The sequence below is a fragment of the Aeromonas eucrenophila genome (genome assembly GCF_000819865.1).
GTDB lineage: Bacteria > Pseudomonadota > Gammaproteobacteria > Enterobacterales > Aeromonadaceae > Aeromonas > Aeromonas eucrenophila.
Window position 1 is genome coordinate 98809 of the sequence record NZ_CDDF01000003.1, and the last position, 23823, is coordinate 122631.

Sequence of the window (23823 nt, forward strand, 5' to 3'; positions counted from 1 at the left end):
CATTTGACCCCTATTAATCACAGAATTTAATTCTGAAAACGACGTCAAAAACAAACACTTATAAAGCAAATTGCTTATATTTCAAACCGTTAACGCAAACGTTTTTCCTTTATGATCTCCTTGACCCACAATCTGGCTCACTTACAGTTAGCCAGCGTGCTATATGACCTGCCCAGGCAGGTTGTGGACCCTCACATAACAATCAAGGATACGATCGTGACTAAAGTGCTCAAGCTGGCCACCGTTGCCGCCTTCACCCTCGCTGCCCTTTCCGCTCAGGCAGCTTCCGAGCCCGCCGTCATCTATGACACCGCTGGCAAATTCGACAAATCCTTCAACGAAGCCGTGTTCCGCAATGGCGTCGAAGTCTACAACAAAGACAAGGGCGTCAAGGTCAAGGAGTTCGAACCCCAGAACGAGGCCCAGCGTGAGCAGGGCCTGCGTCGTCTGGCCAGCCGTGGCAACGGTCCCATCGTCGCCGTCGGCTTCAACATGGGCTCCGCGGTAGAAAAAGTCGCCACCGAATTCCCGAACACCCAGTTCACCATCATCGACATGGTGGTCGACAAGCCGAACGTACAGTCCCTCATCTTCAAGGAGCATGAAGGTTCCTTCCTGGTGGGTGCACTGGCTGCCATCGCCTCCAAGACCGGCAAAGTCGGCTTCGTGGGCGGCATGGACATCCCGCTGATCCGCAAATTCCAGTGCGGCTACGAGCAGGGCGCCAAGTACATCAATCCGAAGATCGACGTATACCAGAACATGACCGGCTCCACCCCGGCCGCCTTTGCTGACCCGGCCAAGGGTGCCGAACTGGCCAAATCCCAGTTCGCCAAGGGCGCCGACGTGGTCTATGCCGCCGCCGGCGGTACCGGTATCGGTGTCTATCAAGCCGCCAAGGACGAAGGCAAGCTGGCCATCGGCGTGGATTCCAACCAGAACCACCTGCAACCTGGCACCATGCTGACTTCCATGGTCAAAGACGTTGGCATGGCCGCGTACAAGTCCTGGGATGACGGCGCCAAGGGCACCTGGAAACCGGGTATCCAGACTCTGGGTCTGGCCGAAGGTGGTGTGGATTGGGCTATCGACGAGAACAACAAGGCGCTGATCACCCCGGAAATGAAAACCAAGGTTGATGCCATCAAGGCCGACATCATCGCCGGCAAGATCAAGGTGCATGACTACATGAGCGACAACAGCTGCAAATACTGAGTCAGCACTACTACGCTCAAACCTGATGACCGGCCCACAGGGGCCGGTTTTTAGTTCCAATTTCATGACCGGACGGAATCATGGATCAGACAGATCGCTATGCCATCGAATTAAGAGGTATCGATAAGCGGTTCGGCGAAGTGTACGCCAACAAGCAGATCGACCTTCAGGTTCAAAAAGGCAGTATTCACGGCATCGTCGGCGAAAATGGCGCCGGCAAGTCGACCCTGATGAGCATCATCTACGGTTTCTACCACGCCGACAAAGGCGAGATGCTGATCGACGGAAGCCCCTTCAAGCCCCATGGCTCACAAGATGCGATTGCCGCAGGCGTGGGCATGGTGCACCAGCACTTCATGCTGGTGAACAATTTCACCGTGCTGGAGAACGTCATTCTCGGCGCGGAAAACGACTGGTATCTCGGTCGCAGCCTGGCCGGCGCCGAGAAGGTGCTCGGCGAGCTGGCGCGGGACTATGGTCTCGAAGTGCCGCTGCACGAGAAGGTCGAGGATCTGCCGGTGGGCCTGCAACAGCGGGTCGAGATCCTCAAGGCGCTCTATCGTGGCGCCCGCATCCTGATCCTCGACGAGCCGACCGGGGTACTGACCCCGCAAGAGGCGGATCACCTGTTCGAGGTGCTGAAAAAGCTGCGGGATCAGGGCACCACCATCATCATCATCACCCACAAGCTGCGCGAGATCCTGGCCATCACCGATCAGGTCTCCATCATGCGCCGGGGCGAGATGGTGGCACACGTCGCCACCAAGGATACCGACAAGGAACAGCTGGCCGAGCTGATGGTGGGCCGCAAGGTGCGCCTCAAGGTCGACAAGGGTGCCGCCCAGCCGGGCGAAGCCAAGCTCAAGGTCGAAGGGCTGTGCTACTTCGATGACGCCAAGGTGGAACGGGTCAAATCCGTCAGCTTCGAGGTGCGTGCAGGGGAAGTGGTCGGTATCGCCGGCGTCTCCGGCAACGGTCAGTCCGAGCTGCTCAGCCTGCTCGGCGGCATCATCAAGCCGAGCAAGGGCAACTTCACCATCACCGGTCGCGGCCAGGTGCATCTGGTCAATCCGGCCCAGCCGGCCGATCCGGAGCAGGTGCGCAACTTTGGCCTCGGCCACATCCCGGAAGACCGCCACAAGATGGGGCTGATCAATCGCTTCGAGGCGAAAGAGGCCTTCATCCTCGGCTATCACAGACGCGCCCAGTACAACAAAGGCTGGCTGCAGAACAAGGACGCAATCCTGCAGGATTGCCAAGCCAAGATGGACAAGTGGGACGTGCGCCCGCCCCATCCCGATCACAAGACCGCGAACTTCTCCGGTGGCAACCAGCAGAAGCTGGTGATCGCCCGTGAGGTGGAGCAGGACCCGGATGTGCTGCTGGTCGGCCAACCGACCCGTGGGGTCGACATCGGCGCCATCGAGTACATCCACCAGCAGATCATCGCCATGCGCGACAAGGGCAAGGCCGTGTTGCTGGTGTCGGTTGAGCTGGACGAGATCATGAGCCTGTCGGACCGGATCCTGGTCATCGCCGACGGTCGCATCGTCGGTGAGCTGGACGGTGCCAAGGCGGACGAACGCACCATAGGCCTGATGATGGCTAACATCATTCCCGACGAGATTGCCAAGGAGGCTCGGTCATGAGCCAAGCACGTATCCCTGCCTGGATATCCGTGGGCGTGTTGCCCGCGGTCAACATACTGCTGGCCTTCCTGGTGTCGGCCATCTTGTTCTATTACCTCGACATTAACCCGGTCGATGCCGCCAAGATCATGTGGTACGGCGCCTTCGGCACCGGCGAGGGGATAGGCTTCACCCTCTACTACGCCACCGGTTTCATCTTCACCGGTCTGGCGGTAGCGGTGGCCTTCCACGCCGGCCTGTTCAACATCGGCGGTGAGGGGCAGGCCTATATCGGCGGCCTCGGCGTCGGCCTGGTCTGTCTGCTGCTCGGTGACGTGCTGCCGTTCGCGCTGCTGCTGCCGCTGGCCATCATCGCCGGCGGTCTGTTCGGTGCGGCCTGGGCCTTCATCCCGGCCTGGCTGCAAGCCAAGCGCGGCAGCCACATCGTTATCACCACCATCATGTTCAACTTCATCGCCGCCTCCCTGATGGCTTACCTGCTGGTCGACGTCTTCAAGCCACCAGGATCCATGGCCACCGAGAGCAAGGTGTTCGCCGTGGCGAGCTGGTTGCCGAAGATGAGTGAGCTGGCGGCCGGTTTCGGCGTGGCCATGCCCAACAGCCCGCTGAACATCAGCTTCTTCTGGGCGCTGATCTGCGCGGTGCTGGTCTGGGTCTTCATCTGGCATACCCGCTGGGGCTACGAGATCCGCTCGGTCGGCGCCAGCCAGAGTGCCTCCGCCTACGCGGGCATCTCCTATCCCAAGGTGGTGATCCTGGCCATGGTGATCTCCGGCATGCTGGCGGGCTTCTTCGCCCTCAACGTGCTGCAGGGTGAGCTGCACCAGATCAAGTTGAACTTCGTGGAAGGTTTCGGCTTCACCGGTATCGCGGTGGCGCTGATGGGACGCAATCATCCAGTCGGCGTCATCATCGCCAGCCTGCTGTTCGGCTTCCTCTATCAGGGCGGCGCCGAGCTCAGCTTCGAATTCGGGGTGGATCGCAACATCGTCGTGGTGCTGCAGGGTCTGGTGATCCTGTTCTGCGGCGCCCTCGAGCACATGCTGCGCCCGCGCATCGAGCAGGCTTATCTGGCCTTCGCCAACCGTTCAGCCGCGCAAGTCAAAGGAGCCTGACCATCATGTTCGAAACATTGATTCTGATGCTGGATGCGACTATCCGTACCGCACCGCCGCTCATCCTGGCGGCTATGGCGGGGATGTTCTGCGAACGATCCGGGGTGGTCAACATCGCGCTGGAAGGCAAGCTGCTGGCGGCGGCCTTCGCCAGTGCGGCGGCAGCGGCGGTCTCCGGCTCGGCCTGGATCGGCCTCGGCGCCGGGGTGGGTGTCTCCATCCTGTTCGCCCTGTTGCACGGCTTCTCCACCATCACCCACCGCGGTGATCAGGTGGTGAGCGGCATGGCCATCAACATACTGGCGGCCGGCCTGACCGTGACCCTCGGCCGTTACTGGTTCGATCAGGGCGGTCAGACCCCGGCTCTGTCCGGTGCGGCCCGCTTCGCCCCCATCGATCTGCCCTACGCCAAGGAGCTGTATGACGTGCCGGTTATCGGCCAGCTCTACAGCGAGCTGCTGAGCGGTCACTCCCTGCTGGAGTACGTGGCCTTCGCCGCCGTGCCGCTGGCCTGGTGGGTGCTGTTCCGTACCCGTTTCGGCCTGCGTCTGCGCGCCGTGGGTGAAGCCCCGGCCGCGGTCGATACCGCCGGCATCTCTGTAGTGCGCATGCGTTACACCGCGCTCATCATCGGCGGCCTGCTGGCCGGCATAGGTGGCACCTACCTGGCCGTGGCCCAGACCGCTCAGTTCATCCCGAACATGAGTGCGGGCAAGGGCTTCATGGCGCTGGCGGCGCTGGTGTTCGGCAAGTGGAAACCCTGGAGCGCCATGGCGGCCTGCCTGCTGTTCGGCTTCCTCGACGCGGTCGCCATCCGGTTGCAGGGGGTCAGCATCGGCGACTTCCCGATCCCGGTACAGGCCATCGAGGCGCTGCCTTACATCCTGACCGTGTTCCTGCTGGCCGGTTTCATCGGCAAGGCGGTGGCACCCAAGGCACTCGGCACCCCCTACGTCAAGGAACGGGAATAGCTTCCCATCTATGCAAACAATGCAAAAGGCCCACGAAAGTGGGCCTTTTTTTGCGTGGTTCATCACCCCCTGGCGCCTCAGTTTATCTTGCCCATCTCGATGGCGAAGCTGGTGGCCAGCTGGGCAAACTTGAGGGCGTGGGCGGCCGAGGGATCGGCGTTCTGCAATGTGTCCTGGGCGGTGTGGATGTTGGGGTTGTAGTCGTTGAAGCGCGACTCGAACGGCATGGCGGCCGGGTAGCCCTGATTGTGCCAGGAGGCGTGATCCGAGCAGCCGTAACCACAGCTGTCGTAGCCGTAGCGGATCTGGGGCAGATAGGCGTCGAGCAGCTGGGCCAGATAGCCGGTCAGCCCCTTGTCGGTGTAGTCGGTCATGAAGACGATGTCTTCCGCCGATCCCTGGTAGTTGGTCATATCCAGCTGCAGCGCCGCCAGCACCTTGGTGTTGGCTGCTTTATAGCGGGTGGCGATGTCCTTGGAGCCGCGCAGCCCCACCTCTTCCGCCGCATAGCCGATGAACTGCAGGGTGCGTTCCGGCTGACGGCCCTGCTCGGCGATGACCCGCAGCACCTCGGTCAGGGTGGCGATGCCGGAGGCATCGTCGTCGGCGCCCGGTGCCAGGGTGCGGCTGTTGGGGGCGGAGCCCGCAGTGGAGTCGAGGTGGCCGCCGAGCACCACCACTTCGTCCGGGTAGCGACTGCCCTTGAGGGTCAACACCACGGATTGCTGCGGATAGCCGCTGTGCTTGACCCGGCTGACGCTGGCCCAGGGCAGGGCGGCGCTCAGACTCTGCCACTGGCCGGCCACCCAGTCGGCCGACTGTACCCCGGTGGTGGTGGTGTAGTAGCGGTTGCGCCAGCTGGCGAGCTGGCTGATGGTGCCGGCTATGTTTCCCTGATCCAGGTAGGGCAGCAGCCGGTTGACGCTGGCTCCCTGGGTCAGCGGCGGGGCACTGAACAGACTCTGGCTGATGGGCTGGGCCATGCTCTGCAGCGCGTCGGCCAGGGTGCTGTGCACCACATAGCCGCCGCAGCGCTGATGTCCTTCGTGCATCAGGTGGGAGAGGGTGCCGAGTTCGCTTGCCTCGACCTGGGCCAGCTGGACTGGGGCGCCGCTGGCGCTGAACAGGGGGGCCAGCTTGGCCTTGACCTGCTTGAGTTCGACGCCGCTGTCGGCACCGATCGTGATCCAGACGGGTTCGGCGGCTTGTACGGCGAGGGGCAGCAAGAGGGCGGTCAACAAGGGTTTCATATCGGATCCTTCCAGATATAGTGGCGGGCAAATGTGCCAAATGGGTGTCATAAGACGACTGGCCCAGTCTAGCCAAGGGTGGATGCATGTGAATTTGCCCATCTGGTGTGGCTATCCCCCCGTCCGGTGGGGGCCGCTGCAGGATCTGCTGTCTACTACGCCGGTACGAGGGGGGCAGGCGGAGCTTTGTGCTGGCGAAGGTGTTCCACACAGCGTGCCCGCCGGACAGGACGATAACAGCCCAGGCTGGGGGGCTGACATAGGGAGTCAAACTGTGCCATTTCGGCACAGATAGCCGGGGGGCAGCAACGACATACCGGCAATTGTGTGGTCAATGAAGCCGTCGGATGGGGAGTGGCAACGCGGCACTGGAGCAAGGTAAGTCATGGGAAGAGAGACAACAGGTGTTGAAAGGCTGGGGTATCCAGGATGACGGCCCTCACGGTAATGACCTGCTTCAGGATTCGCCTTCCAACACGGAATTGGGACAGAACCTTTTGTATGGGGAGAATTTTATCATCAGAGCGTTAGCCGATGGGCCGCACCAGCACGGGCTGGGCGGGTGCGCTCAGCCGCTCGGCGAGATAATCCACCAGCAGCCGCACCTTGGGGGAGAGGTGGCGATTGTGGGGATAGAGCGCCCAGATCCCCTCCTCCGGCGCCCGTAGCTCGGGCAGCAACTCGATAAGCTCCCCCTGTGCGAGGTGGTCGCTCACGTAGTAGTCCGGCAACTGGATGATGCCGATCCCCTTGAGCGCCGCATCCAGCAAGGCGTGGCCGCTGTTGCACTGCAGCACGCCGCGCACCCGTGCGCTGTGGGGGCGACCGTCCAGGGTGAAGTGCCACTCGTCCCCGTTGCCCACCAGGCAGCGGTGGCGAGCCAGCTCGGACAGGCTGTTGGGCATGCCGTGGCGGGCGGTGTAGGCCGGCGAGGCGCACACATAGGGCACCCGCTTGGCCAGCTTGCGCGCCACCAGGCTCGAGTCCTTGAGATGGCCGAGCCGGATCGCGAGATCGAAGCCTTCGTGCACCAGATCCAGCAGCTGGTTGGTGAGGTTGAGGGTCACCTCCAGCTGGGGGAAACGCACCATGAAGTCGTTCACCAGCGGGGCGATGCGGCTCTCGCCGTAGGAGACGGGGGCCGTGATGCGCAAGCTACCCTGCGGCACCGCCTGATGGCGCCCCAGGGCCAGCTCGGCCTCGTACAGGTTGTCCAGCAGCTGGCGGCAGTGGCGAAAATAGATCTCACCGAGCTCGGTGAGCCGCACCTGACGGGTGGTGCGCAGCAGCAGCTTGGCCTGCAGCCGGTCTTCCAGCTGCGCCACCTGGCGGCTGACCTGAGCCACCGACACCCCCAGCTTGCGCGCCGCCGGGGTGAAGCCCCCCTGCTCCGCCACGCTGACAAACTCACAGATCCCTTCCCAGCCGAACATTATTACCTATCTGTAAAAGTGATTTGATATTTCGCCTTATTATCACCAAATCGATGGGAAACTACACTGATTGTCCGAACTCATTTCCGTTCAACTCTCCACCAAAAGGACATCATCCATGGCACAGGTTCAAAGCATCAAGTGTAAGGCCGCCATCGCCTGGGGCCCGGGTCAGCCGCTCTCCATCGAAGAGGTCGAGGTCATGCCACCCCAGGCCGGCGAGGTGCGGGTGCGGATCGTCGCGACCGGCGTCTGCCACACCGATGCCTTCACGCTGTCCGGTGAGGATCCGGAAGGGGTCTTCCCCTGCATCCTGGGCCACGAGGGCGGCGGCATCGTCGAGTCCGTCGGCGCCGGCGTCACCAGCGTCAAGGTCGGCGATCACGTGATCCCGCTCTACACCCCGGAATGCGGCGAGTGCAAGTTCTGCAAATCCGGCAAGACCAACCTGTGCCAGAAGATCCGCGCCACCCAGGGCAAGGGGCTGATGCCGGACGGCACCACCCGTTTCTCCAAGGATGGTCAGCCCATCTATCACTACATGGGCACCTCCACCTTCAGCGAATACACTGTGCTGCCGGAGATCTCCATCGCCAAGGTTGATCCGGCTGCCCCGCTGGAAGAGGTGTGCCTGCTCGGTTGCGGCGTCACCACCGGCATCGGCGCCGTGATAAACACCGCCAAGGTCAAAGAGGGTGAGAGCGTCGCCATCTTCGGGCTGGGTGGCATCGGCCTCTCCGCCGTGATCGGCGCCCGTCTGGCCAAGGCCGGTCGCATCATCGCCATCGACATCAACGAGAGCAAGTTCGAACTGGCCCGCAAGCTGGGCGCCACCGACTGCATCAACCCGAACGACTATGACAAACCCATTCAGGAGGTGATCGTCGAGATGACCGACGGCGGCGTCGACTTCTCCTTCGAGTGCATCGGCAACGTCAAGGTGATGCGCGCCGCGCTCGAGTGCTGCCACAAGGGCTGGGGCGAGTCGGTCATCATAGGGGTGGCCGGTGCCGGTCAGGAGATCAGCACCCGTCCGTTCCAGCTGGTCACCGGCCGGGTCTGGCGCGGCAGCGCCTTCGGCGGCGTGCGCGGTCGCAGCGAGCTGCCGAGCTACGTGCAGCGCTACATGCAGGGTGAGTTCCGTCTCGATGACTTCATCACCCACACCATGCCGCTCGAGCAGATCAACGAGGCGTTCGATCTGATGCACGAAGGCAAGAGCATCCGCACCGTCATCCACTACTGATCCCATCACGGCCCCGCCCATCGATGAATGTGCGGGGCTGAGGAGTTCGTCGATGAATCTGGACATCATCAGCAGCAACAAGAGTTTCGGCGGCTGGCACAAACAGTACCGCCACCCCTCCACCGTGCTCGGTTGCGAGATGCGCTTCGCCATCTACCTGCCGCCCCAGGCCCTCACCGGCCAGAAGGTACCCGTGCTCTACTGGCTCTCCGGCCTCACCTGCACCGATGAAAACTTCATGCAGAAAGCCGGGGCCCAGCGCATCGCCGCCGAGCTCGGCATCGCCCTGGTGGCGCCTGACACCAGCCCGCGCGGCGAGGGGATCCCGGACGATCCCGGCTATGACCTCGGCATGGGCGCCGGTTTCTACGTCAACGCCACCCAGCACCCCTGGCGCGATCACTACCAGATGTATGACTACGTCATCCGGGAGCTGCCCGAGCTCATCGAGACCCACTTCCCGGTCTCGACGAAACGCGCCATCAGCGGCCACTCCATGGGGGGCCACGGGGCCCTGATCGCGGCGCTGCGCGAACCCGGTCGCTATCGCTCGGTATCGGCCTTCAGCCCCATCAGCCACCCGAGCCGCTGCCCCTGGGGCCAGAAGGCGCTCGGTGCCTACCTCGGCAACAACCCCTTGCTGTGGCAGGAGTGGGATGCTTGCCAGCTGCTGCGCCACCACGGCGGCCAATCGCTGCCGACTCTGGTGGAAGTGGGGCTGGACGATCCCTTCCTCGCCGAGCAGCTCGGCATCGACGCCCTGGCCGAGGTCGCCGCGACCAAGGAGTGGCCACTGGAGCTCAACCGCCACGCCGGCTACGACCACAGCTACTACTTCGTGGCGAGCTTCATCGAGGGACACCTGCGCTTCCACGCACGGCACCTCGGCGACTAGCCAACGGCCTTCTCTGGCCCTGATCGTGGCAAGAGAGGCAAATACCCAAGGGTCACCGCCAGTTGGCGGTGGCCCGCTTGACGCAAGGAACGGGAGACAAGGATGCATCTCTTCACCAGCCTGCAGGCCATGCCGGATCAGTTCGCACAACTGCTGGCCCAGGTGCCCGCCGACCATCTGAACTGGGAGCCAGCCAACTGGGCCGGCATCCCCTCCGAGCGCTTCAGCGCTCAGGGCCACCTCTGCCACCTGCTGGATATCGAGGTGCTGGGTTATCGGGTCCGTTTTCAACGCACCCTGGATGAGGATCTGCCCGAGCTCGTTTCCCTCGATGGCTATCAGCTGGCGCTGGATAACGACTACCGCCAACAGGATCCCGCCACCCAGCTGGCCCGCTTTCGTGCCGCCCGCACCGAGACAGTCGCCTGGCTAAGGGAGCGGGCTCCCTCGGTCTGGGAACGACGAGCCCACTACGGCAACTATGGGGAGCTGACCCTGGACGGTCTGGTGCGCCTGCTGGTCAGCCACGACCACCAGCACCTCGCCGGCATGCAGTGGCTGCTGATGCGGCTGAATGCGGATCTGCGTCTCGCCCTGCCCCTCGCCTGAGATGAAGCGCCACGACCACGGATAACAAAACAGGCCCTTCACGGGCCTGTTTTTTAACTGCGATCGGAATTCTCAGCTCCCTTCCCGGGAGACGGCGCCCGAGCCGGCGATCTCGCTCTCCAGTCGGGGATCACCCCAATAATTGACCGACCCCGAGCCGGCGATGCCGACCTTGAGCAGCTCGCTGGCACGCACCTCCACGTCGCCACTGCCCGCGATATTGACCTCGACCTTCTCCCCCTGCAGACCGCCTCCCAGCACGCCGCCGGCGCCGGCGATGTTCAGCTCTATCTCCCTGGCCGAGCCCTCCCCCAGATCCAGGTTGCCCGCGCCGGCGATATTGCCCTCCAGACGGTCCAGTTCCAGCTGGCTGGCGACTATATCCCCCAAGCCCGCCACCGACAGCACCAGTTCATCCCCCTTGAAGCCGCCCAGATCGCCACGGGCCAGACCCGCCAGCGCCAGCTCATTGAGCCTTGGCAGGGTGATGGTGATATCGATGGGCTCGGAGAGATCGAACCGATAACCATCCTTGACCTCAATCTCCAGCTTGTCGCCCCGCTCGGTCAGCACCAGATAGGGCAGCAGGTTCTCCTGCCCCTTGATGCGGATCCCGCTCGTCTGCCCTGCCACCAGATGGATATTGGCTGGCACCCCGGCCAACACCCGGGTCACCTGCTGGCCCAACGCATGCTGCTGCTCGATCACCTCCCCGGTTCCGCTCACTCGGGTCACATCCGGCCAGCTGCACCCGCCGAGTCCCAGGGCCAATATCGCTCCCATCATCCACTTCATCACGACACTCCTGTGTTATGGCCACATCCGGCCTGTTGCCATCACGAGGGCAAACCTCATGCCATATCATCAACATTATGATTTTCATCAAAATTACTGATATTTACGCCATCACCACCCTGCTGAACGGCGTCATTTAGACCATATGTTGGCAAAACTGACCATCCCCAAACGGGGATGAGCCGGGCCCATCATCGGCACCTTCTGCAGGCGGGTCATCGAAGTTTTTGGTTGTCGCGCCGGTCTATTGCGCCAATAGTGATACTTTGTGCGTATAGAGCTCTCCAGCGATGTATTTGTCCCTGTCTTGCCCGTCTTCACTGCCAACAAGGAGTCAGAGCGTGACCCAAGCCAGCCACCCGCTTGCCGGCATCAGCGGCCTGCCAGCACCAACCCGCACCCCGCTGTTGACCGGCGAAGATCCCGAGCAGAAGCGCCGCGAGCTGCTCGGCTATTTCTGCCAGACCTTCGATCTCTACGACAGCCTGTTCGACTGCCTGGCCGATGAGCGCGCCTGGTTCAACAAGGCGATCTCATTGCGCCACCCGCTCATCTTCTACTACGGCCACACCGCCGCCTTCTTCGTCAACAAGCTGCTGGCGGCCCGCCTCATCGACCACCGGCTCGATCCGCGCATCGAGGCCATGGTCGCCATCGGGGTGGATGAGATGAGCTGGGACGATCTCGACGACACCCACTACGACTGGCCCAAGGTGGCGCAGTTGCGCGCCTACCGTGGCCGCGTGCGCGCCCTGGTGGTCGACTTCATCCAGCAGATGCCGCTGACCCTGCCCATCGACTGGCAGAGCCCGGCCTGGGTCATCCTGATGGGGACCGAGCACGAGCGCATCCACCTCGAGACCTCCAGCGTGCTGATCCGCCAGTTGCCGCTGGCCTGGGTACGCCCCCAGTCCCACTGGCCGGTCTGCGAGGATCGCTGCCACCAGCGGGATGAGGTACCCGCCAACGACCTGCAGCCGGTGGCGGGAGGACGGGTGCGCCTCGGCAAGCAGGACGCCACCTACGGCTGGGACAACGAATACGGCGAGCGCCACATCGCGCTGGCCCCCTTCCAGGCGAGCCGCATGCTGGTGAGCAATGCCGAGTACCTCGTGTTCGTGCAGGCCGGTGGCTACCAGCAACCCGAGTGGTGGGATGAGGAGGGCTGGGGCTGGCGCCTGTTCGCCGGCGCGCGGATGCCGAGCTTCTGGGTGGGGGATCCCGCCGAGCCGGATCAGCTGCAACTGCGGCTGATGACGGAGCAGGTCGCCATGCCCTGGGACTGGCCCGCCGAGGTGAACCAGCTGGAGGCCGCCGCCTTCTGCCGCTGGAAATCAGCCCAGACCGGGCTGCCGATCCAGCTGCCGAGCGAGGCCGAGTGGGCGCTGCTGCGGGAGCAACTGGCGGGGGATCAACCGGACTGGCTGGAAGCCCCTGGCAACCTCAACCTGGCCCGCTTCGCCTCCCCCTGCCCGGTCAATGCCTGCCCCCAGGGGAGCTTCTTCGATCTGGTGGGCAATGTCTGGCAGTGGACCAGCACCGCCATCGACGGCTTCGAGGGCTTCAAGGTGCATCCGCTCTATGACGACTTCTCCACCCCCACCTTCGATGGCAAGCACAGCCTGATCAAGGGGGGCAGCTGGGCAAGCACCGGCAACGAGGCGCTCAAGTCGTCCCGCTACGCCTTCCGCCGCCACTTCTTCCAGCATGCGGGCTTCCGCTATCTGGTCTCCCGTTATCAGGAAGCCATCACAGTGAACCCTTACGAAACCGACACGCTCGTAGCGCAATACCTCGATTTCCAATACGGCCCGACCCATTTCGGGGTGGCCAACTACGCCAAGACCCTGGCAGATCTTGCCGGCGAGCTGTGTGGCAACCACCAGCGGGCGCTGGACATCGGCTGCGCCACCGGCCGCGCCAGTTTCGAGCTGGCCCGCCACTTCCAGCACGTGGACGGGGTGGACTACTCGGCCCGCTTCATCGACGTGGCACTGGCGCTGGCGAGTCAGGACAGCTTCCGCTACGCCATGCCGGTGGAGGGGGATCTGGTGGAGTATTGCGAGGCTCGCCTCTCCGCCCAGGATCTCGGCAGTGCGCAAGCCGACCGCATCCACTTCAGCCAGGGGGACGCCTGCAACCTCAAGCCCAAGTACGATCACTACGATCTGGTGCTCGCCTCCAACCTGATCGACAGATTGCGCGAACCTGCCCGCTTCCTGCGGGACATCGCCCCGCGCCTGCGCAGTGGCGGCCTACTGATGCTCACCAGCCCCTACACCTGGCTGACGGACTACACCCCCAAGGCGAACTGGCTCGGCGGCATCCGGGAAAACGGCGAGGCGCTCAGCACCCATCAGGCGCTGCAGCGCTTGCTGGCGGCGGAATTCGAGGAGCTCTGCCCGCCAAGGGACGTCCCCTTCGTCATCCGCGAGACCGCCCGCAAGTACCAGCACACCCTGGCCCAGCTCACCGTCTGGCGCAAACGCTGAGGCTGATGCAACAAAAGAGAGAGGGAGGCACTGGCCTCCCTCTCTCTTGTCCGCATTTATCTCTTGTCCACGCAGCCCTCTTGTCACTTCGCTGGGTGCCTCATCCCTCCTGAGTGGAGGTCTGGCTTGTCCCCTCGTGATAGCGGCGCGCCAGCACGGCGCACACCATCAGCTGGATCTGGTGGAAGATCATCAGCGGCAACACCATGACCCCGACGCTGGCAGCCGGGAACATGACGTTCGCCATGGGCACCCCGTTGGCCAGGCTCTTCTTGGAGCCGCAGAAGACGATAGTGATCTCGTCCGCCTTGTCGAACCCGAGCCAGCGGCTGATCCAGACGTTCCAGCCCAGCACCAGCGCCAGCAGCACGCAGCTCAGCAGCACTATGCTGACCAGGTCGTACCAGCCCACCTGATGCCAGATCCCCTGCACCACCGCCTCGCTGAAGGCCACATAGACCACCAGCAGGATGGAGCTCTGGTCCAGCTTGCCGATGAGCGGTCTGTGACTGTCGACCCAGAGGCCGATGAGGGGCCGGGACAAGTGTCCCACCACGAAGGGCAGCATCAGCTGCACCATGATGGACTGGATCGAGTGCCAGGTGTCTATGCCCTCCCCCTGCACATTGATCATCAGACCCACCAGCACCGGGGAGAGGAAGATGCCGAGTATGCTGGAGGCCGAGGCGCTGCACACCGCCGCCGACACGTTGCCGCCGGCCATGGAGGTGAAGGCGATGGCCGACTGTACGGTGGCGGGCAAGGCGCACAGATAGAGGAAGCCGAGGTAGATGGCCGGGCTCAGCCAGTGGGGCACCAGGGGGGCGAGCAGCAGCCCGAGCAGCGGGAACAGCAGGAAGGTGCTGGCCATGACCACCAGGTGCAGCCGCCAGTGGCCGAGCCCCGCCAGCAGGTTCTGGCGCGACAGCTTGGCGCCGTGCATGAAGAACAGGAGCGCCACCGCCAGCTTGGTCAGCAGACCGAACCAGACGGCGACTTCTCCCTCGCAGGGGAAGAGGGAGGCCAGGGTGACCACCAGGATGAGCACAAGGGTAAAGGGATCCAGACGCACGGAGAGTCTCCAACGAAAGCGCATCCCGCTCCGCCGAGGCGTTCGGGAGGGGACGACAGGAAAGACAACAGGAGCTGTTTGACAGCTCCCGTTGCAACGAGTCCCCAGCTTACCCCGAGAAATGGGTGCTGCAAAGTTGAGCGACGGCCTCAGGTGTTCAAGAAAATTAAACGTCTTTGCGCCATGTTGGTGTGAAATTGAACAAAAAGCAGGGTTCCACGGACGATAAAGCATAAAAAACGGGTGGCCTGGGCCACCCGTTGCACAAGGAGTCCGGATGTCGTCAGCTCTGTTTGGCCAGGCTGTCGACCTTGCCTTTGGTCGCCCCGCCCTTGCGGGCCTGACGCCGTTCGAAGCGAGAGATCCACCAGTAGGCGATGGCCGAGAACACCGCCGTCATGAAGACGTTGATGAAGAAGGCGCGTACCAGATCCACCCCGGCCGGGAAGGCGGAGGCGCTCATGCTCACCACGAAGATGGCGATCAGCACCGACACCACGGCCATGCCGAAGGTGCGCGAGCCCATGCGGAAGTCCCGCGGGGTGTCGTCGTGTTTCCAGCGGAACACGAAGTAGGCCACCATGATGAAGATCGGCGGCAGCATGGCGGTACCGGCGGTGAGATTGATGGCGGTGTTCATCATCTGCTGCACCGACTCCGAGCCGAAGCCGTTCACCACCAGCATCACGAACACGAACACAAACTGCCACCAGGCGGCGCGCACCGGCACCCCGTGCTCGTTGAGCTGGGTGGTCTTCTCCCCATAGACCCCCTGGGGGATCTCGGAGAAGTGGATCTTTACCGGCGCCGAGGTCCACATCATCATGGAGCCGAACATGGCGATGAACAGCACTATGCCGACGAAGCGGCCCACCAGCGCTTCGGACAGCTGGAAGTACTGGGCCATGCCGGTGAAGATCTCCACCATGCCGCCGGCGTAGGTGAGGCTCTCCCGCGGTACGAACACGTTCACCAGCAAGGAACCCAGCGCATACATGGCGCCTATGATGATGCCGGCGGTGATGATCACCCGAATGAAGGACTTCTGGCCGCCCTTGACGTCATTGAGGTAGGCCGCCGCCGTCTCGGCGCCGCCCGCCGCCTGGAAGATCCAGCACATGATGCCCAGCGTCGCCCAGTTGACGGTTGGCATCATGGCCTCCAGGGTGATGGGCTGGGCCGGCACATGGTCGCCACTCAGGGCCATCAGCGCCCCCAACACGTAGATGGCGAACAGGGCGAACACCCCATAGGCCACCAGTTCGGCAATCTTGCCGAGCCAGTTCGCCCCCTTGGTGGAGATGTGGGTCGCCGCCGCGAACAGGGCGATGGAGATGATGGAGGTCACCATGGGGGAGAAGCTGTACTCATAGCCCAGCATGGCGTAGGAGGCGTAGGCGATGACGTTCGGCAACAGGGAGACGAACCAGAACAGGTTCACGAACCAGTAGAGGAAGGAGCCGAGATAGGCCATGCGGGTGCCGAGCGGCTTCTTGAGCCAGTCATACATGCCCGATTCCGACTGCCTGTTGGCGGAGACGAACTCGGAAATGATGAACACGAAAGGGATGAAGTAAACGAGCGTGGCCAGCAGGAAGATGGGAGCAGAGCTCAGCCCCAGTTCGATGTTGTTGTTGACGATGTTGCGCACGTTGAACACGGCGGCAAAGGTCATCGACAACAGGGCAAACTTGCCCAGGGTGCCGCGTACTGAATCAGACATGGTGTTCTCCAATGGGATCACGCCGCTTCATGAGCTGACGCTTTGACTCTGAATGTGTGCCGTCCTGGCCTATGGCCGGATCCTGTCGTTTCTTGTTATGGCCGAGCGGGCCGTCCTGATCCGCCCGGCAGAGATATGCACTATCGGCCATCAGACGATGGGGGTACCCGGCGCCATGGGCACGCGAGGTTGCAACAGCACGCTCTGGCTCTCGTCCGGCGTCTCGGCGCACAGCAACATGCACTCGGAGCGCTCGCCGCGCATCTTGGTGGGCTTGAGGTTGGTCAGCACCACCACCTGACTGCCCAGCAGCTCCGCCTCGCTGTAGTGGGGCACCAGGCTGGTGACCGTCTGCAACGGCCGCTCGCCCCCCACGTCTATCTGCACTATGTAGAGCTTGTCGGCGCCGGGATGGCGCACCACCTCCAGCACCTTGCCCACCTTCATCTCGACCCGCTTGAATTCGGCAAACTCGATCACCTCGCTCATTCCATTCTCCTTGTTCTCTGTTGTGCAACCGGTCACGGGTGGCCGCAGCCACCCGGTTTAGCGTTCGTGGCCACTCGGCCTTGCTCAGGACGCCGGGACGGCAGCCTGGGCGGTCGGCTGGGCTTCTATCCGCCGCGCCTCAGCGCTCAGGGAGGCTTCGTATCTGTTGTATTTCCACCAGGCGAAGCCCAGGAAGATCACGATACCGCCCACGTTGTAGAAGACGATGGTCAGGATGTCGGCGCCGGTCGGGAAGGTGGAGGCCAGAAAGCCTATCCCGAAGATGACGATCAGCACCGAGACCACGGCGATGCCTGTGGTGCGCGAGCCCATCTTGAAATCCCGTGGCAGGTGATCCAGCTTCAGGCGCAGATTCAGGTAGGCCAGCATGATGAACAGGGGGGGCAGCATGGAGGCGGCCGCCGTCATGTTGATCACGGTATTCATCAGGTCCTGGGCGGTGTTGGAGCCCAACGTCGGGATCAGCATCAGGGGCAGCACTATCAGGTACTGGATCCAGGCCGCCCGGGCGGGCACGCCGTTCTCGTTCAGCTCGACCGTCTTCTTGCCGAAGATGCCGGCCGGGATCTCGGAGAAGAAGATCTTCACCGGAGTGGCGGTCCACATCAGCAGGGAGCCGAACATGGCGGTGAAGGAGACCAGACCCACGAAGCGGTTCGTCAACACGGCGGGCAGACCAAAGTAGGAGGCCAGCCCTTCGAAGACCTGCACCGAGCCGCCGGTGAATTTCAGGGTGTCGCTGGGTGCAAAGACATTGATCAGCAGGGAGGCGACGGAGTAGAGCACGCCGATGAAGATGCCGGCGATGATGATCACCTTCACGAAGGACTTGGAGCCGCCCTTGACGTCATTCACGTACACGGCGACCGACTCGGCACCACCGGCAGCCATAAAGATCCAGGTGGTAATGCCGAGGAAAGCCCAGCTGAAATCGGGGATCATGGCCTCCACCGTGATGGGGTCCGCCGGCTGCACGCCGCCGATCAGGGCCGCCCCCGCCAAGAGAATGTAAGACAAGGTCAGCAGCAGCATCAGGGACGAGGTCACCGAGGTGATGGGACCGAGCATCTTGGCGCCGTTTGTGGAGACGTAAGTGGCGAAGGCGAACAGGATCATGCTCAAGGCCGTCGTCGCCAGCGGCGTGAGTATGTATTCGTAACCCAGGAAGGCGTAAGAGGCGTAGGCGATGACCCGCGGCAATAGCGAGGTGAAGAAGAACAGGTTCACGAACCAGTAGGTGTAGGCGGAGATAAAGGCCCAGCGCCCGCCGAGGGAGCTCTTCACCCAGGCATAGACACCGGCTTCGGAGTTCTTATTCAGTGACACGAATTCCGCGATGATGAGGCAAAACGGAATGAAGTAAAAAATAGTGGCCAGAAAGAACATCGGGGCCGAGGCCAGACCGATCTCGATGTTGTTGTTGATGACGTTGTTGAAGCTGAATACGGCCGCAAAGGTGAGCGACAGCAATCCGAACTTGCCTATCGTATTGCGCTTGGCATCTGACATTTTCCATCTCCAGACCTGTAGTTATATTTCTGCGAAAGGGCGGGGCTTGGATGTAGGGTGAGCCCCGCCCTTCCGGCTTTTATCAGTACAGAAGCAGCGGCTTGTTATTTGTTTTTGAAGTAGCCGCCTTCCACCGTGACCTTGATGATCAGCTTGCGAACCGGGCTATCGCCTGCGAAGCGGTAGGCCTCGTGGTTCTCGAAGATCACCAGCTGACCGTTGCCGACCCGCTGGCGCGCTCGCACCTCGCCGGCCAGCCACTCGCGGTCGCTGGTGTCGTCATAGGCCGATTCCGTCTGCAGGTCGCGCTTCTCGGCCCACTCCACCGTCTCCTCCCCTTCCAGGTAGTAATGGATGTCGAAGTAGCGGCGCTGCCCCTCGAACAGGGAGGTGGCCGGGCTGGCCCCCTCCTGCAAGCGGTAGGTGAGGGAGTCACCGATGGAGTGACAGATACCGGGCTTGAGGTTGGCCAGGTTGTCGATGGCCTCCACGCAGCGGCCCCACTTCTTGCCTTCCCGGTAGATGTTTTTGAACAGGGTCAGGTTGTCCAGGGTGATCATGCGAGCGTCCTCCCGCCGTTGATGCCGAGATCGATCCCGGCCAGCACGGCCGGATTGAGGTTGCCGCGAGCGATGGGCAACAGGGTCAGGCCGAAGCTGAACGGCTCGAAGCGCACCCGCCAGGAGTCCAGCACCTCGGAGCCCCAGGAGTTGGAGCCGAGCCCCAGCACCTTGTGATCCAGGTTGAGGGTCAGATAGCCGCTGGGCTCCAGCTCGTTGATGTGCTGGGCGCCGTGGATATGTTCCCAGCTATGGGGCCAGACGCTCAGGTTGATGGGGGCATCGGGGCGCACATAGAGACCCTCGCCATGGCGGTTGGTCAGGGTCGCCCAGCGCACCTGCTGGCGGTTGCCGTTGTCTTGCGGGAAGGGGTAGTGCTCCCACATCTCGGCCACCGTGCTCTGGAAGCAGTCGATCCAGTTGCTCTGGCGGCTGTCCTGGTAATTCTCCCCCGGACCCATGCCGAAGTAGTGCACCCGTTCGAGATCCTGGCGGATACCCAGCTCGAAACCGATCTTGGGGATGATGTCGTCATAACCGCCATAGGGCTGGCCGCTCAGGGCCACGTGCAACTGGCCGTTCTGGCTCAGGGTGTAGACATAGCGGCAGCGCATGCCGAAATCGAACACCGGGGGCGCTATCAGGCTCTCCACCGTCACCTCGACCGCCTCCCCCAGCTGACGCCAGCTCAGGGAGCGGAAGTGCTCCTGCATGATCTGCAGGTGGTTCGGGTGCCAGAGGCTCTCGTACTCCTGCTTGTGGTTGTCGATCATCGGCTTGAAGAAGGTCAGGCGCGGCGAGCGCTCGATCAGCTCATTGCCATCCTGCTGCCAGCTCACCAGCTTGCCGTCGAGGCGGGAGAAGCGCAGGACGAAGCCGTTGCCGGTCAGGGTCAACGCGAGCCTTTCATCGGCAATCTGCAACGGGGTGGCATTGGGATTGCGAAGCGGTTGCAGCTGGCGGGTCGATGCCTTGAGCCGGAACTGATACTGGCCGAGCTCGTGATCCGCCGGGCTATAGGAGGTGGTGCTGACCTTGATGACCCGGATCTGGATGAAGGTTTCCCGCTCATCCAGGCTCGGCAGCACCAACTGCAGCGGCGTGATGGCGCCGGGGGCAACCCCGTCCAGCCGGATCTGCTGGCTCCCCAGCAATTCCCCTTCCGCCTTCACCTCGACCAGCAGGCGAACGTCGTCCAGGGTCGAGAACCAATAACGGTTCTCCACTTCCAGTTTGCCGCTCGCGCCATCGATGGCGCGGATCTTGACCGGGCAGATCACCTGCTTGTATTCACGCAGGCCAGGCCCCGGGGTCTGATCCGGATAGATGAGGCCATCCATGCAGAAGTTGTAGTTGTTGGGGTAGTCGCCGTAGTCACCGCCGTACTTGTAGACCGGGCGGCCCTGCTCGTCCTCATCCAGGATGCCGTGATCGCACCACTCCCAGATGTAGTGACCCTGGATGTGGGGATGGCGGTCGAACACCTGCTGGTATTCGTGCAGGCCACCCGGGCCGTTGCCCATGGCGTGGGCGTATTCGCAGAGAATGCGCGGTTTGTCCATCGGGAACTCGCCGAAGCAGTTCATCTGGGAAACGCGGGAATACATGGTGCTGACCACATCCACTACCTCGGCGTCGCGGTCTTCCTCGTAGTGCACCAGCCGGGTCGGATCGAGCGCCTTGCAGCGCTGGTACATGGCCCTGATGTTGCAGCCGTAGCCGGACTCGTTGCCGAGGGACCAGATGATGATGGCAGGATGATTCTTCTGGGCGTGGACGTGACGCTCGATGCGGTCGATGAACACCGGCTCCCAGAAGGGATCGTCCGTGATGCGGCTGAGATCGCCGACGTTGGCAAAGCCGTGGGTCTCCACGTCCGTCTCCGCCATCACGAACAGGCCGTACTGGTCGCACAGCTCGTAGAAGCGCGGATCGTTCGGGTAGTGGGCGGTGCGCACCGAGTTGAGGTTGTGCTGCTTCATCAGCACGATATCCCGCTCCACCCGATCCATGCCTACGGCGCGGCCCTTCAGATGGTCGTTGTCGTGGCGGTTCACCCCGTGCAGTTTGAGGTACTGACCGTTGACGTAGAAGAGCCCGTCTTTGACGCGGATCTCGCGCACCCCGACCCGCTGCGGGATCACTTCCAGCAACTCGCCCTTGTCGTCATAGAGGGAGAACTGCAGCTGATAGAGGTAGGGATCTTCCGCGTTCCACAGGTGCGGGGCCGCCAGGTCCAGCGTGAACCCACAGGTCAGCTCGCCGTCGATGGCGAGGTTATCGAGAGAACCGCTGGCGATCTCGGCGCCCTGATCCAGCAGGGACCAGACCAGACGATGATCCCGAGCCAGCGCTCCCAGGTTCTCCAAGCGAATGTCGCAGCTCAGGGTAGCGCTGTCGTCGGCCAGGGCGGTCTGGATGAAGAAGTCCTGCACATGGACGGGGGTCTTGCCCACCAGGTAGACGTCGCGGAAGATCCCCGCCATCCACCACATGTCCTGATCCTCGATGTAGGTGGAATCCGCCCACTGCATCACCCGCACCGACAGCAGGTTCTCGCCGGTGTGGGCATAGGCGCTGATATCGAACTCGGCGGTGAGGCGACTGCCCTTGCTGAAGCCCGCATAGTGGCCGTTCACATAGACCTCGAAGTAGGTCTCTACCCCGTCGAACTTGATGATCACCTGTTCACCCGCCCAGGCAGGGCTCAAGGTGAAGCTGCGCTGATAGGCACCGGTCGGGTTGTTGCTCGGCACGAAGGGCACATCTATGGGGAAGGGAAAACCCTCGTCCGTGTACTGCAGGTTGCCATGGCCTTCCATCTGCCACATGTTGGGCACGGCTATCTGGCCCCATTCCGCCATCGGGCTGTGATAGAAGGCCTCAGGCACCTGCAGAGGGTGTTCGAAGTAGTGGAACTGCCACTGACCGCTGAGGCTCAGGAAGCGGCGGCTCAGCTCCCGCTGCATGGACGATGCGGCATGAGCATCGGCATAAGAAAAGAAATAGGCACGGGGTGCCAGTCGGTGTTCACCGACGAGTTGAACGTTTTCCCAGTTATTCACATGTCCTCCCGGAACAAGGCAAGGTAGCTGGGTAAACTTTAGATAAACATTTACTAAATATCAGGTAATGATCGGTAAACTTTTAACCGCATCACACAAGATCGCCTGAACTGTGAGCAAGATCCGAAGTCGAGGAGAAAAGGTCGGGTGAGCCGCCTGGATGGCATAGATGTTGATAAACAAAGAACAGATAAGACTAATGCAGTTATATTACAAGATGTTATGAGTAGTGATGGCAGAAGGGAGCGATAGAGAGGACAGAGGGAAGAGCGCGCCATCTGACAATGGCGCAGATAAAGAGTGGATTATTTTACTAAACCTGGCGAGTCGTACCGCGCAGGGTCAGACGGCTGGGCACCAACACCCGCAGCGGCACTTCCCGCTCGTCCCGCAACCGCTCGACCAGCAGATTGACCCCCTGGGAGCCCATCAACTCGGAGTGGATGCGCACGGTGGAGAGCGGTGGGAAGGTGAATTTGGCGGTCGGAATATCGTTTACGCTGATGAGTTCGATCTGCTGGGGAATAGCCAGCCCCTTCTCATGGATCGCCCGCAGTACGCCGATGGCGATGGAGTCGGAGGCCACGAACAAGGCCCTGGGCCAGTCACCGGTCAGCATCTCCTTGGCCAATTTATAGCCGGAGGCACTGGAGAAATCCCCGCGATAGAGATCGCCATCCTGCACCACCCCCAGCCGTTGGCCATAATCGAGGAAGGCCAGCTCGCGCAGGTCAGGCAGTTCATCCTGACCGCCGATATAGCCGATGCGCCCGTGTCCCTGCGCGATAAAGAAGTCCACCACCTGCCGACTGATGAGCGCCAGATCCACGTCCACCGAATCGAATTCCCCCTCGGAGCGGCAGTCGATAAACACCAACTGAGTGGAGAGAGAATAGAGTGCAGCCAGGCGCTCGGGGGAGAGATGTCCTATCACCAGGACGCCATCGACGGCGCTGAGATCGCGTCCCTCGGCACCGTTGTAGAAATGGGTCAGCTCGATGTTGAGGCGGGCACACTGGGTCTCGATGCCATAGCGAATGGAGAGATAGTAGGGGTCATTGACCTCGGTGCTTTGGGGGTAGGCATAGACCGCCAGGAAGTGCAGCTTGCTCTTGTGTATCCCCTTGCGGGCACTGCTGGTCTTGTACTCCAGCCGCTCGGCGATTTCGAAGATCTTCTGCTTGGTCTCTTCCTTGACGCTCAGCGTCGGGTCTTCATTGAGCACCCGTGACACCGTGGCCTGGGAAACCCCGGCTTCCTGTGCAATTTCCTTCAACGTGGCCATGCATACTCCTCTGGCGATGACACCCGATCCGAGCCTCCAGAGTAACGGGCAAGCCGCTGACAGCCCAGCATTTTTACTAAAAGATGCCCGTCAAAACAGCAAAAATTCCAAAGCAAAAAGGCCTCCCGAATGGGAGGCCTCTTCTAAATAGGTGCCTGACAATGTCCTACTCTCGCATGGCGAATGCCACACTACCATCGGCGCTACCGCGTTTCACTTCTGAGTTCGGCATGGGATCAGGTGGTTCCACGGCGCTATTGTCGTCAGACAAAAGCTTTATCACTAACTGAAAGCTGGTGCTGATACCCAGAGTCGAACTGGGGACCTCATCCTTACCAAGGATGCGCTCTACCAACTGAGCCATATCAGCATACTAACTTGTTGAAATTACGCTTATCGCGCAATCTCGAATTGGGTGCCTGGCAGTGT

18 protein-coding genes, 1 tRNA gene, 1 rRNA gene and 1 pseudogene are annotated in these 23823 nt (G+C 62.1%); 8 read left to right on the plus strand and 13 right to left on the minus strand.

Annotated features, from left to right (window positions below):
- The first annotated feature begins 216 nt into the window (after window positions 1–216).
- The 4 genes from BN1124_RS03785 to BN1124_RS03800 all read left to right on the plus strand — a co-directional run bounded on the left by BN1124_RS03785 (window position 217) and on the right by BN1124_RS03800 (window position 4950).
- A complete protein-coding gene (locus BN1124_RS03785) occupies window positions 217–1215 on the plus strand; it encodes a BMP family lipoprotein (protein WP_042639314.1) in 999 nt (332 codons plus the stop codon).
- 80 nt (window positions 1216–1295) lie between these two features.
- A complete protein-coding gene (locus BN1124_RS03790) occupies window positions 1296–2864 on the plus strand; it encodes an ABC transporter ATP-binding protein (RefSeq protein ID WP_042639316.1) in 1569 nt (522 codons plus the stop codon).
- On the plus strand, window positions 2861–3979 hold the full coding sequence (locus BN1124_RS03795) for an ABC transporter permease (RefSeq protein WP_042639318.1): 1119 nt from the start codon (window positions 2861–2863) through the stop codon (window positions 3977–3979). Before BN1124_RS03790 ends, BN1124_RS03795 begins: the two co-directional genes overlap by 4 nt.
- 5 nt (window positions 3980–3984) lie before the next feature.
- The gene (locus BN1124_RS03800; RefSeq protein WP_042639320.1) at window positions 3985–4950 is read left to right on the plus strand and encodes an ABC transporter permease; all 966 of its coding nucleotides are present in this window, start codon (window positions 3985–3987) and stop codon (window positions 4948–4950) included.
- A 77-nt stretch (window positions 4951–5027) separates the two neighbouring features.
- Here the strand turns inward: BN1124_RS03800 and BN1124_RS03805 are convergent, their stop codons facing one another.
- The 3 genes and pseudogenes from BN1124_RS03805 to BN1124_RS03810 form a co-directional block, all read right to left on the minus strand.
- Window positions 5028–6200 carry a M28 family metallopeptidase gene (locus BN1124_RS03805; protein ID WP_042639322.1) on the minus strand — a complete coding sequence of 391 codons (1173 nt, stop codon included), beginning with the start codon at window positions 6198–6200 and terminating at the stop codon, window positions 5028–5030.
- A gap of 194 nt (window positions 6201–6394) precedes the next feature.
- Window positions 6395–6577, minus strand: a pseudogene (locus BN1124_RS21830) (hypothetical protein); the annotation flags it as partial.
- A 150-nt stretch (window positions 6578–6727) separates the two neighbouring features.
- Window positions 6728–7633 (minus strand): LysR substrate-binding domain-containing protein, encoded by a 906-nt coding sequence (locus BN1124_RS03810; RefSeq protein ID WP_042639324.1) that lies wholly within the window; start codon window positions 7631–7633, stop codon window positions 6728–6730.
- 118 nt (window positions 7634–7751) lie between these two features.
- Between BN1124_RS03810 and BN1124_RS03815 the strand changes: the two genes are divergently transcribed.
- The 3 genes from BN1124_RS03815 (at window position 7752) to BN1124_RS03825 (ending at window position 10383) form a co-directional block, all read left to right on the plus strand.
- Window positions 7752–8879 carry an S-(hydroxymethyl)glutathione dehydrogenase/class III alcohol dehydrogenase gene (locus BN1124_RS03815; protein WP_042639326.1) on the plus strand — a complete coding sequence of 376 codons (1128 nt, stop codon included), beginning with the start codon at window positions 7752–7754 and terminating at the stop codon, window positions 8877–8879.
- Window positions 8880–8931: 52 nt separating this feature from the next.
- Window positions 8932–9774 carry an S-formylglutathione hydrolase gene (gene fghA / locus BN1124_RS03820; RefSeq protein ID WP_042639328.1) on the plus strand — a complete coding sequence of 281 codons (843 nt, stop codon included), beginning with the start codon at window positions 8932–8934 and terminating at the stop codon, window positions 9772–9774.
- A 102-nt stretch (window positions 9775–9876) separates the two neighbouring features.
- A complete protein-coding gene (locus tag BN1124_RS03825; protein WP_042639330.1) occupies window positions 9877–10383 on the plus strand; it encodes a DinB family protein in 507 nt (168 codons plus the stop codon).
- A gap of 72 nt (window positions 10384–10455) precedes the next feature.
- On the opposite strand, the gene BN1124_RS03830 is transcribed toward BN1124_RS03825, so the two are convergent.
- Window positions 10456–11178: a head GIN domain-containing protein gene (locus tag BN1124_RS03830; protein WP_042639332.1), complete on the minus strand. Its 723-nt coding sequence runs from the start codon at window positions 11176–11178 to the stop codon at window positions 10456–10458.
- Window positions 11179–11468: 290 nt separating this feature from the next.
- Here BN1124_RS03830 and ovoA point away from each other — a divergent pair, with 290 nt between their 5' ends.
- Window positions 11469–13670, plus strand: coding sequence for a 5-histidylcysteine sulfoxide synthase (gene ovoA, locus BN1124_RS03835; RefSeq protein WP_378051804.1), 2202 nt, complete (start codon window positions 11469–11471; stop codon window positions 13668–13670).
- Between the two features lie 100 nt (window positions 13671–13770).
- On the opposite strand, the gene BN1124_RS03840 is transcribed toward ovoA, so the two are convergent.
- The 9 genes from BN1124_RS03840 to BN1124_RS03880 all read right to left on the minus strand — a co-directional run bounded on the left by BN1124_RS03840 (window position 13771) and on the right by BN1124_RS03880 (window position 23764).
- Complete coding sequence (locus tag BN1124_RS03840; RefSeq protein WP_042639336.1) at window positions 13771–14742, minus strand: bile acid:sodium symporter family protein; 972 nt, start codon at window positions 14740–14742, stop codon at window positions 13771–13773.
- 283 nt (window positions 14743–15025) lie between these two features.
- Entirely contained in the window at window positions 15026–16465 is a 1440-nt protein-coding gene (locus tag BN1124_RS03845; RefSeq protein ID WP_042639338.1) for an amino acid permease, read from the minus strand.
- A gap of 150 nt (window positions 16466–16615) precedes the next feature.
- Entirely contained in the window at window positions 16616–16954 is a 339-nt protein-coding gene (locus BN1124_RS03850; protein ID WP_033131355.1) for a tRNA-binding protein, read from the minus strand.
- A gap of 84 nt (window positions 16955–17038) precedes the next feature.
- Window positions 17039–18484: an amino acid permease gene (locus BN1124_RS03855; RefSeq protein ID WP_042639341.1), complete on the minus strand. Its 1446-nt coding sequence runs from the start codon at window positions 18482–18484 to the stop codon at window positions 17039–17041.
- A 104-nt stretch (window positions 18485–18588) separates the two neighbouring features.
- Complete coding sequence (locus tag BN1124_RS03860; protein WP_042639343.1) at window positions 18589–19044, minus strand: beta-galactosidase subunit beta; 456 nt, start codon at window positions 19042–19044, stop codon at window positions 18589–18591.
- Window positions 19041–22109 (minus strand): beta-galactosidase subunit alpha, encoded by a 3069-nt coding sequence (ebgA, locus tag BN1124_RS03865; RefSeq protein ID WP_042639345.1) that lies wholly within the window; start codon window positions 22107–22109, stop codon window positions 19041–19043. Before ebgA ends, BN1124_RS03860 begins: the two co-directional genes overlap by 4 nt.
- Window positions 22110–22422: 313 nt before the next feature.
- Window positions 22423–23394, minus strand: a complete 972-nt coding sequence (gene ebgR / locus BN1124_RS03870) for a transcriptional regulator EbgR (protein WP_042639347.1) — start codon at window positions 23392–23394, stop codon at window positions 22423–22425.
- A gap of 153 nt (window positions 23395–23547) precedes the next feature.
- Window positions 23548–23662, minus strand: a 5S ribosomal RNA gene (gene rrf, locus BN1124_RS03875).
- Between the two features lie 26 nt (window positions 23663–23688).
- Window positions 23689–23764 (minus strand) — tRNA-Thr (locus BN1124_RS03880).
- Window positions 23765–23823: the final 59 nt, after the last annotated feature.

Bases quoted from the DNA above. Each gene is read 5' to 3' on its own strand.
- BN1124_RS03790 (WP_042639316.1), top strand. From the start codon at position 1,296: ATGGATCAGACAGATCGCTATGCCATCGAATTAAGAGGTATCGATAAG.
- BN1124_RS03795 (WP_042639318.1), top strand. From the start codon at position 2,861: ATGAGCCAAGCACGTATCCCTGCCTGGATATCCGTGGGCGTGTTGCCC.
- BN1124_RS03800 (WP_042639320.1), top strand. From the start codon at position 3,985: ATGTTCGAAACATTGATTCTGATGCTGGATGCGACTATCCGTACCGCA.
- BN1124_RS03805 (WP_042639322.1), bottom strand. From the start codon at position 6,200: ATGAAACCCTTGTTGACCGCCCTCTTGCTGCCCCTCGCCGTACAAGCC.
- BN1124_RS03810 (WP_042639324.1), bottom strand. From the start codon at position 7,633: ATGTTCGGCTGGGAAGGGATCTGTGAGTTTGTCAGCGTGGCGGAGCAG.
- BN1124_RS03815 (WP_042639326.1), top strand. From the start codon at position 7,752: ATGGCACAGGTTCAAAGCATCAAGTGTAAGGCCGCCATCGCCTGGGGC.
- fghA (WP_042639328.1), top strand. From the start codon at position 8,932: ATGAATCTGGACATCATCAGCAGCAACAAGAGTTTCGGCGGCTGGCAC.
- BN1124_RS03825 (WP_042639330.1), top strand. From the start codon at position 9,877: ATGCATCTCTTCACCAGCCTGCAGGCCATGCCGGATCAGTTCGCACAA.
- BN1124_RS03830 (WP_042639332.1), bottom strand. From the start codon at position 11,178: ATGAAGTGGATGATGGGAGCGATATTGGCCCTGGGACTCGGCGGGTGC.
- ovoA (WP_378051804.1), top strand. From the start codon at position 11,469: ATGTATTTGTCCCTGTCTTGCCCGTCTTCACTGCCAACAAGGAGTCAG.
- BN1124_RS03845 (WP_042639338.1), bottom strand. From the start codon at position 16,465: ATGTCTGATTCAGTACGCGGCACCCTGGGCAAGTTTGCCCTGTTGTCG.
- BN1124_RS03850 (WP_033131355.1), bottom strand. From the start codon at position 16,954: ATGAGCGAGGTGATCGAGTTTGCCGAATTCAAGCGGGTCGAGATGAAG.
- BN1124_RS03855 (WP_042639341.1), bottom strand. From the start codon at position 18,484: ATGTCAGATGCCAAGCGCAATACGATAGGCAAGTTCGGATTGCTGTCG.
- BN1124_RS03860 (WP_042639343.1), bottom strand. From the start codon at position 19,044: ATGATCACCCTGGACAACCTGACCCTGTTCAAAAACATCTACCGGGAA.
- ebgR (WP_042639347.1), bottom strand. From the start codon at position 23,394: ATGGCCACGTTGAAGGAAATTGCACAGGAAGCCGGGGTTTCCCAGGCC.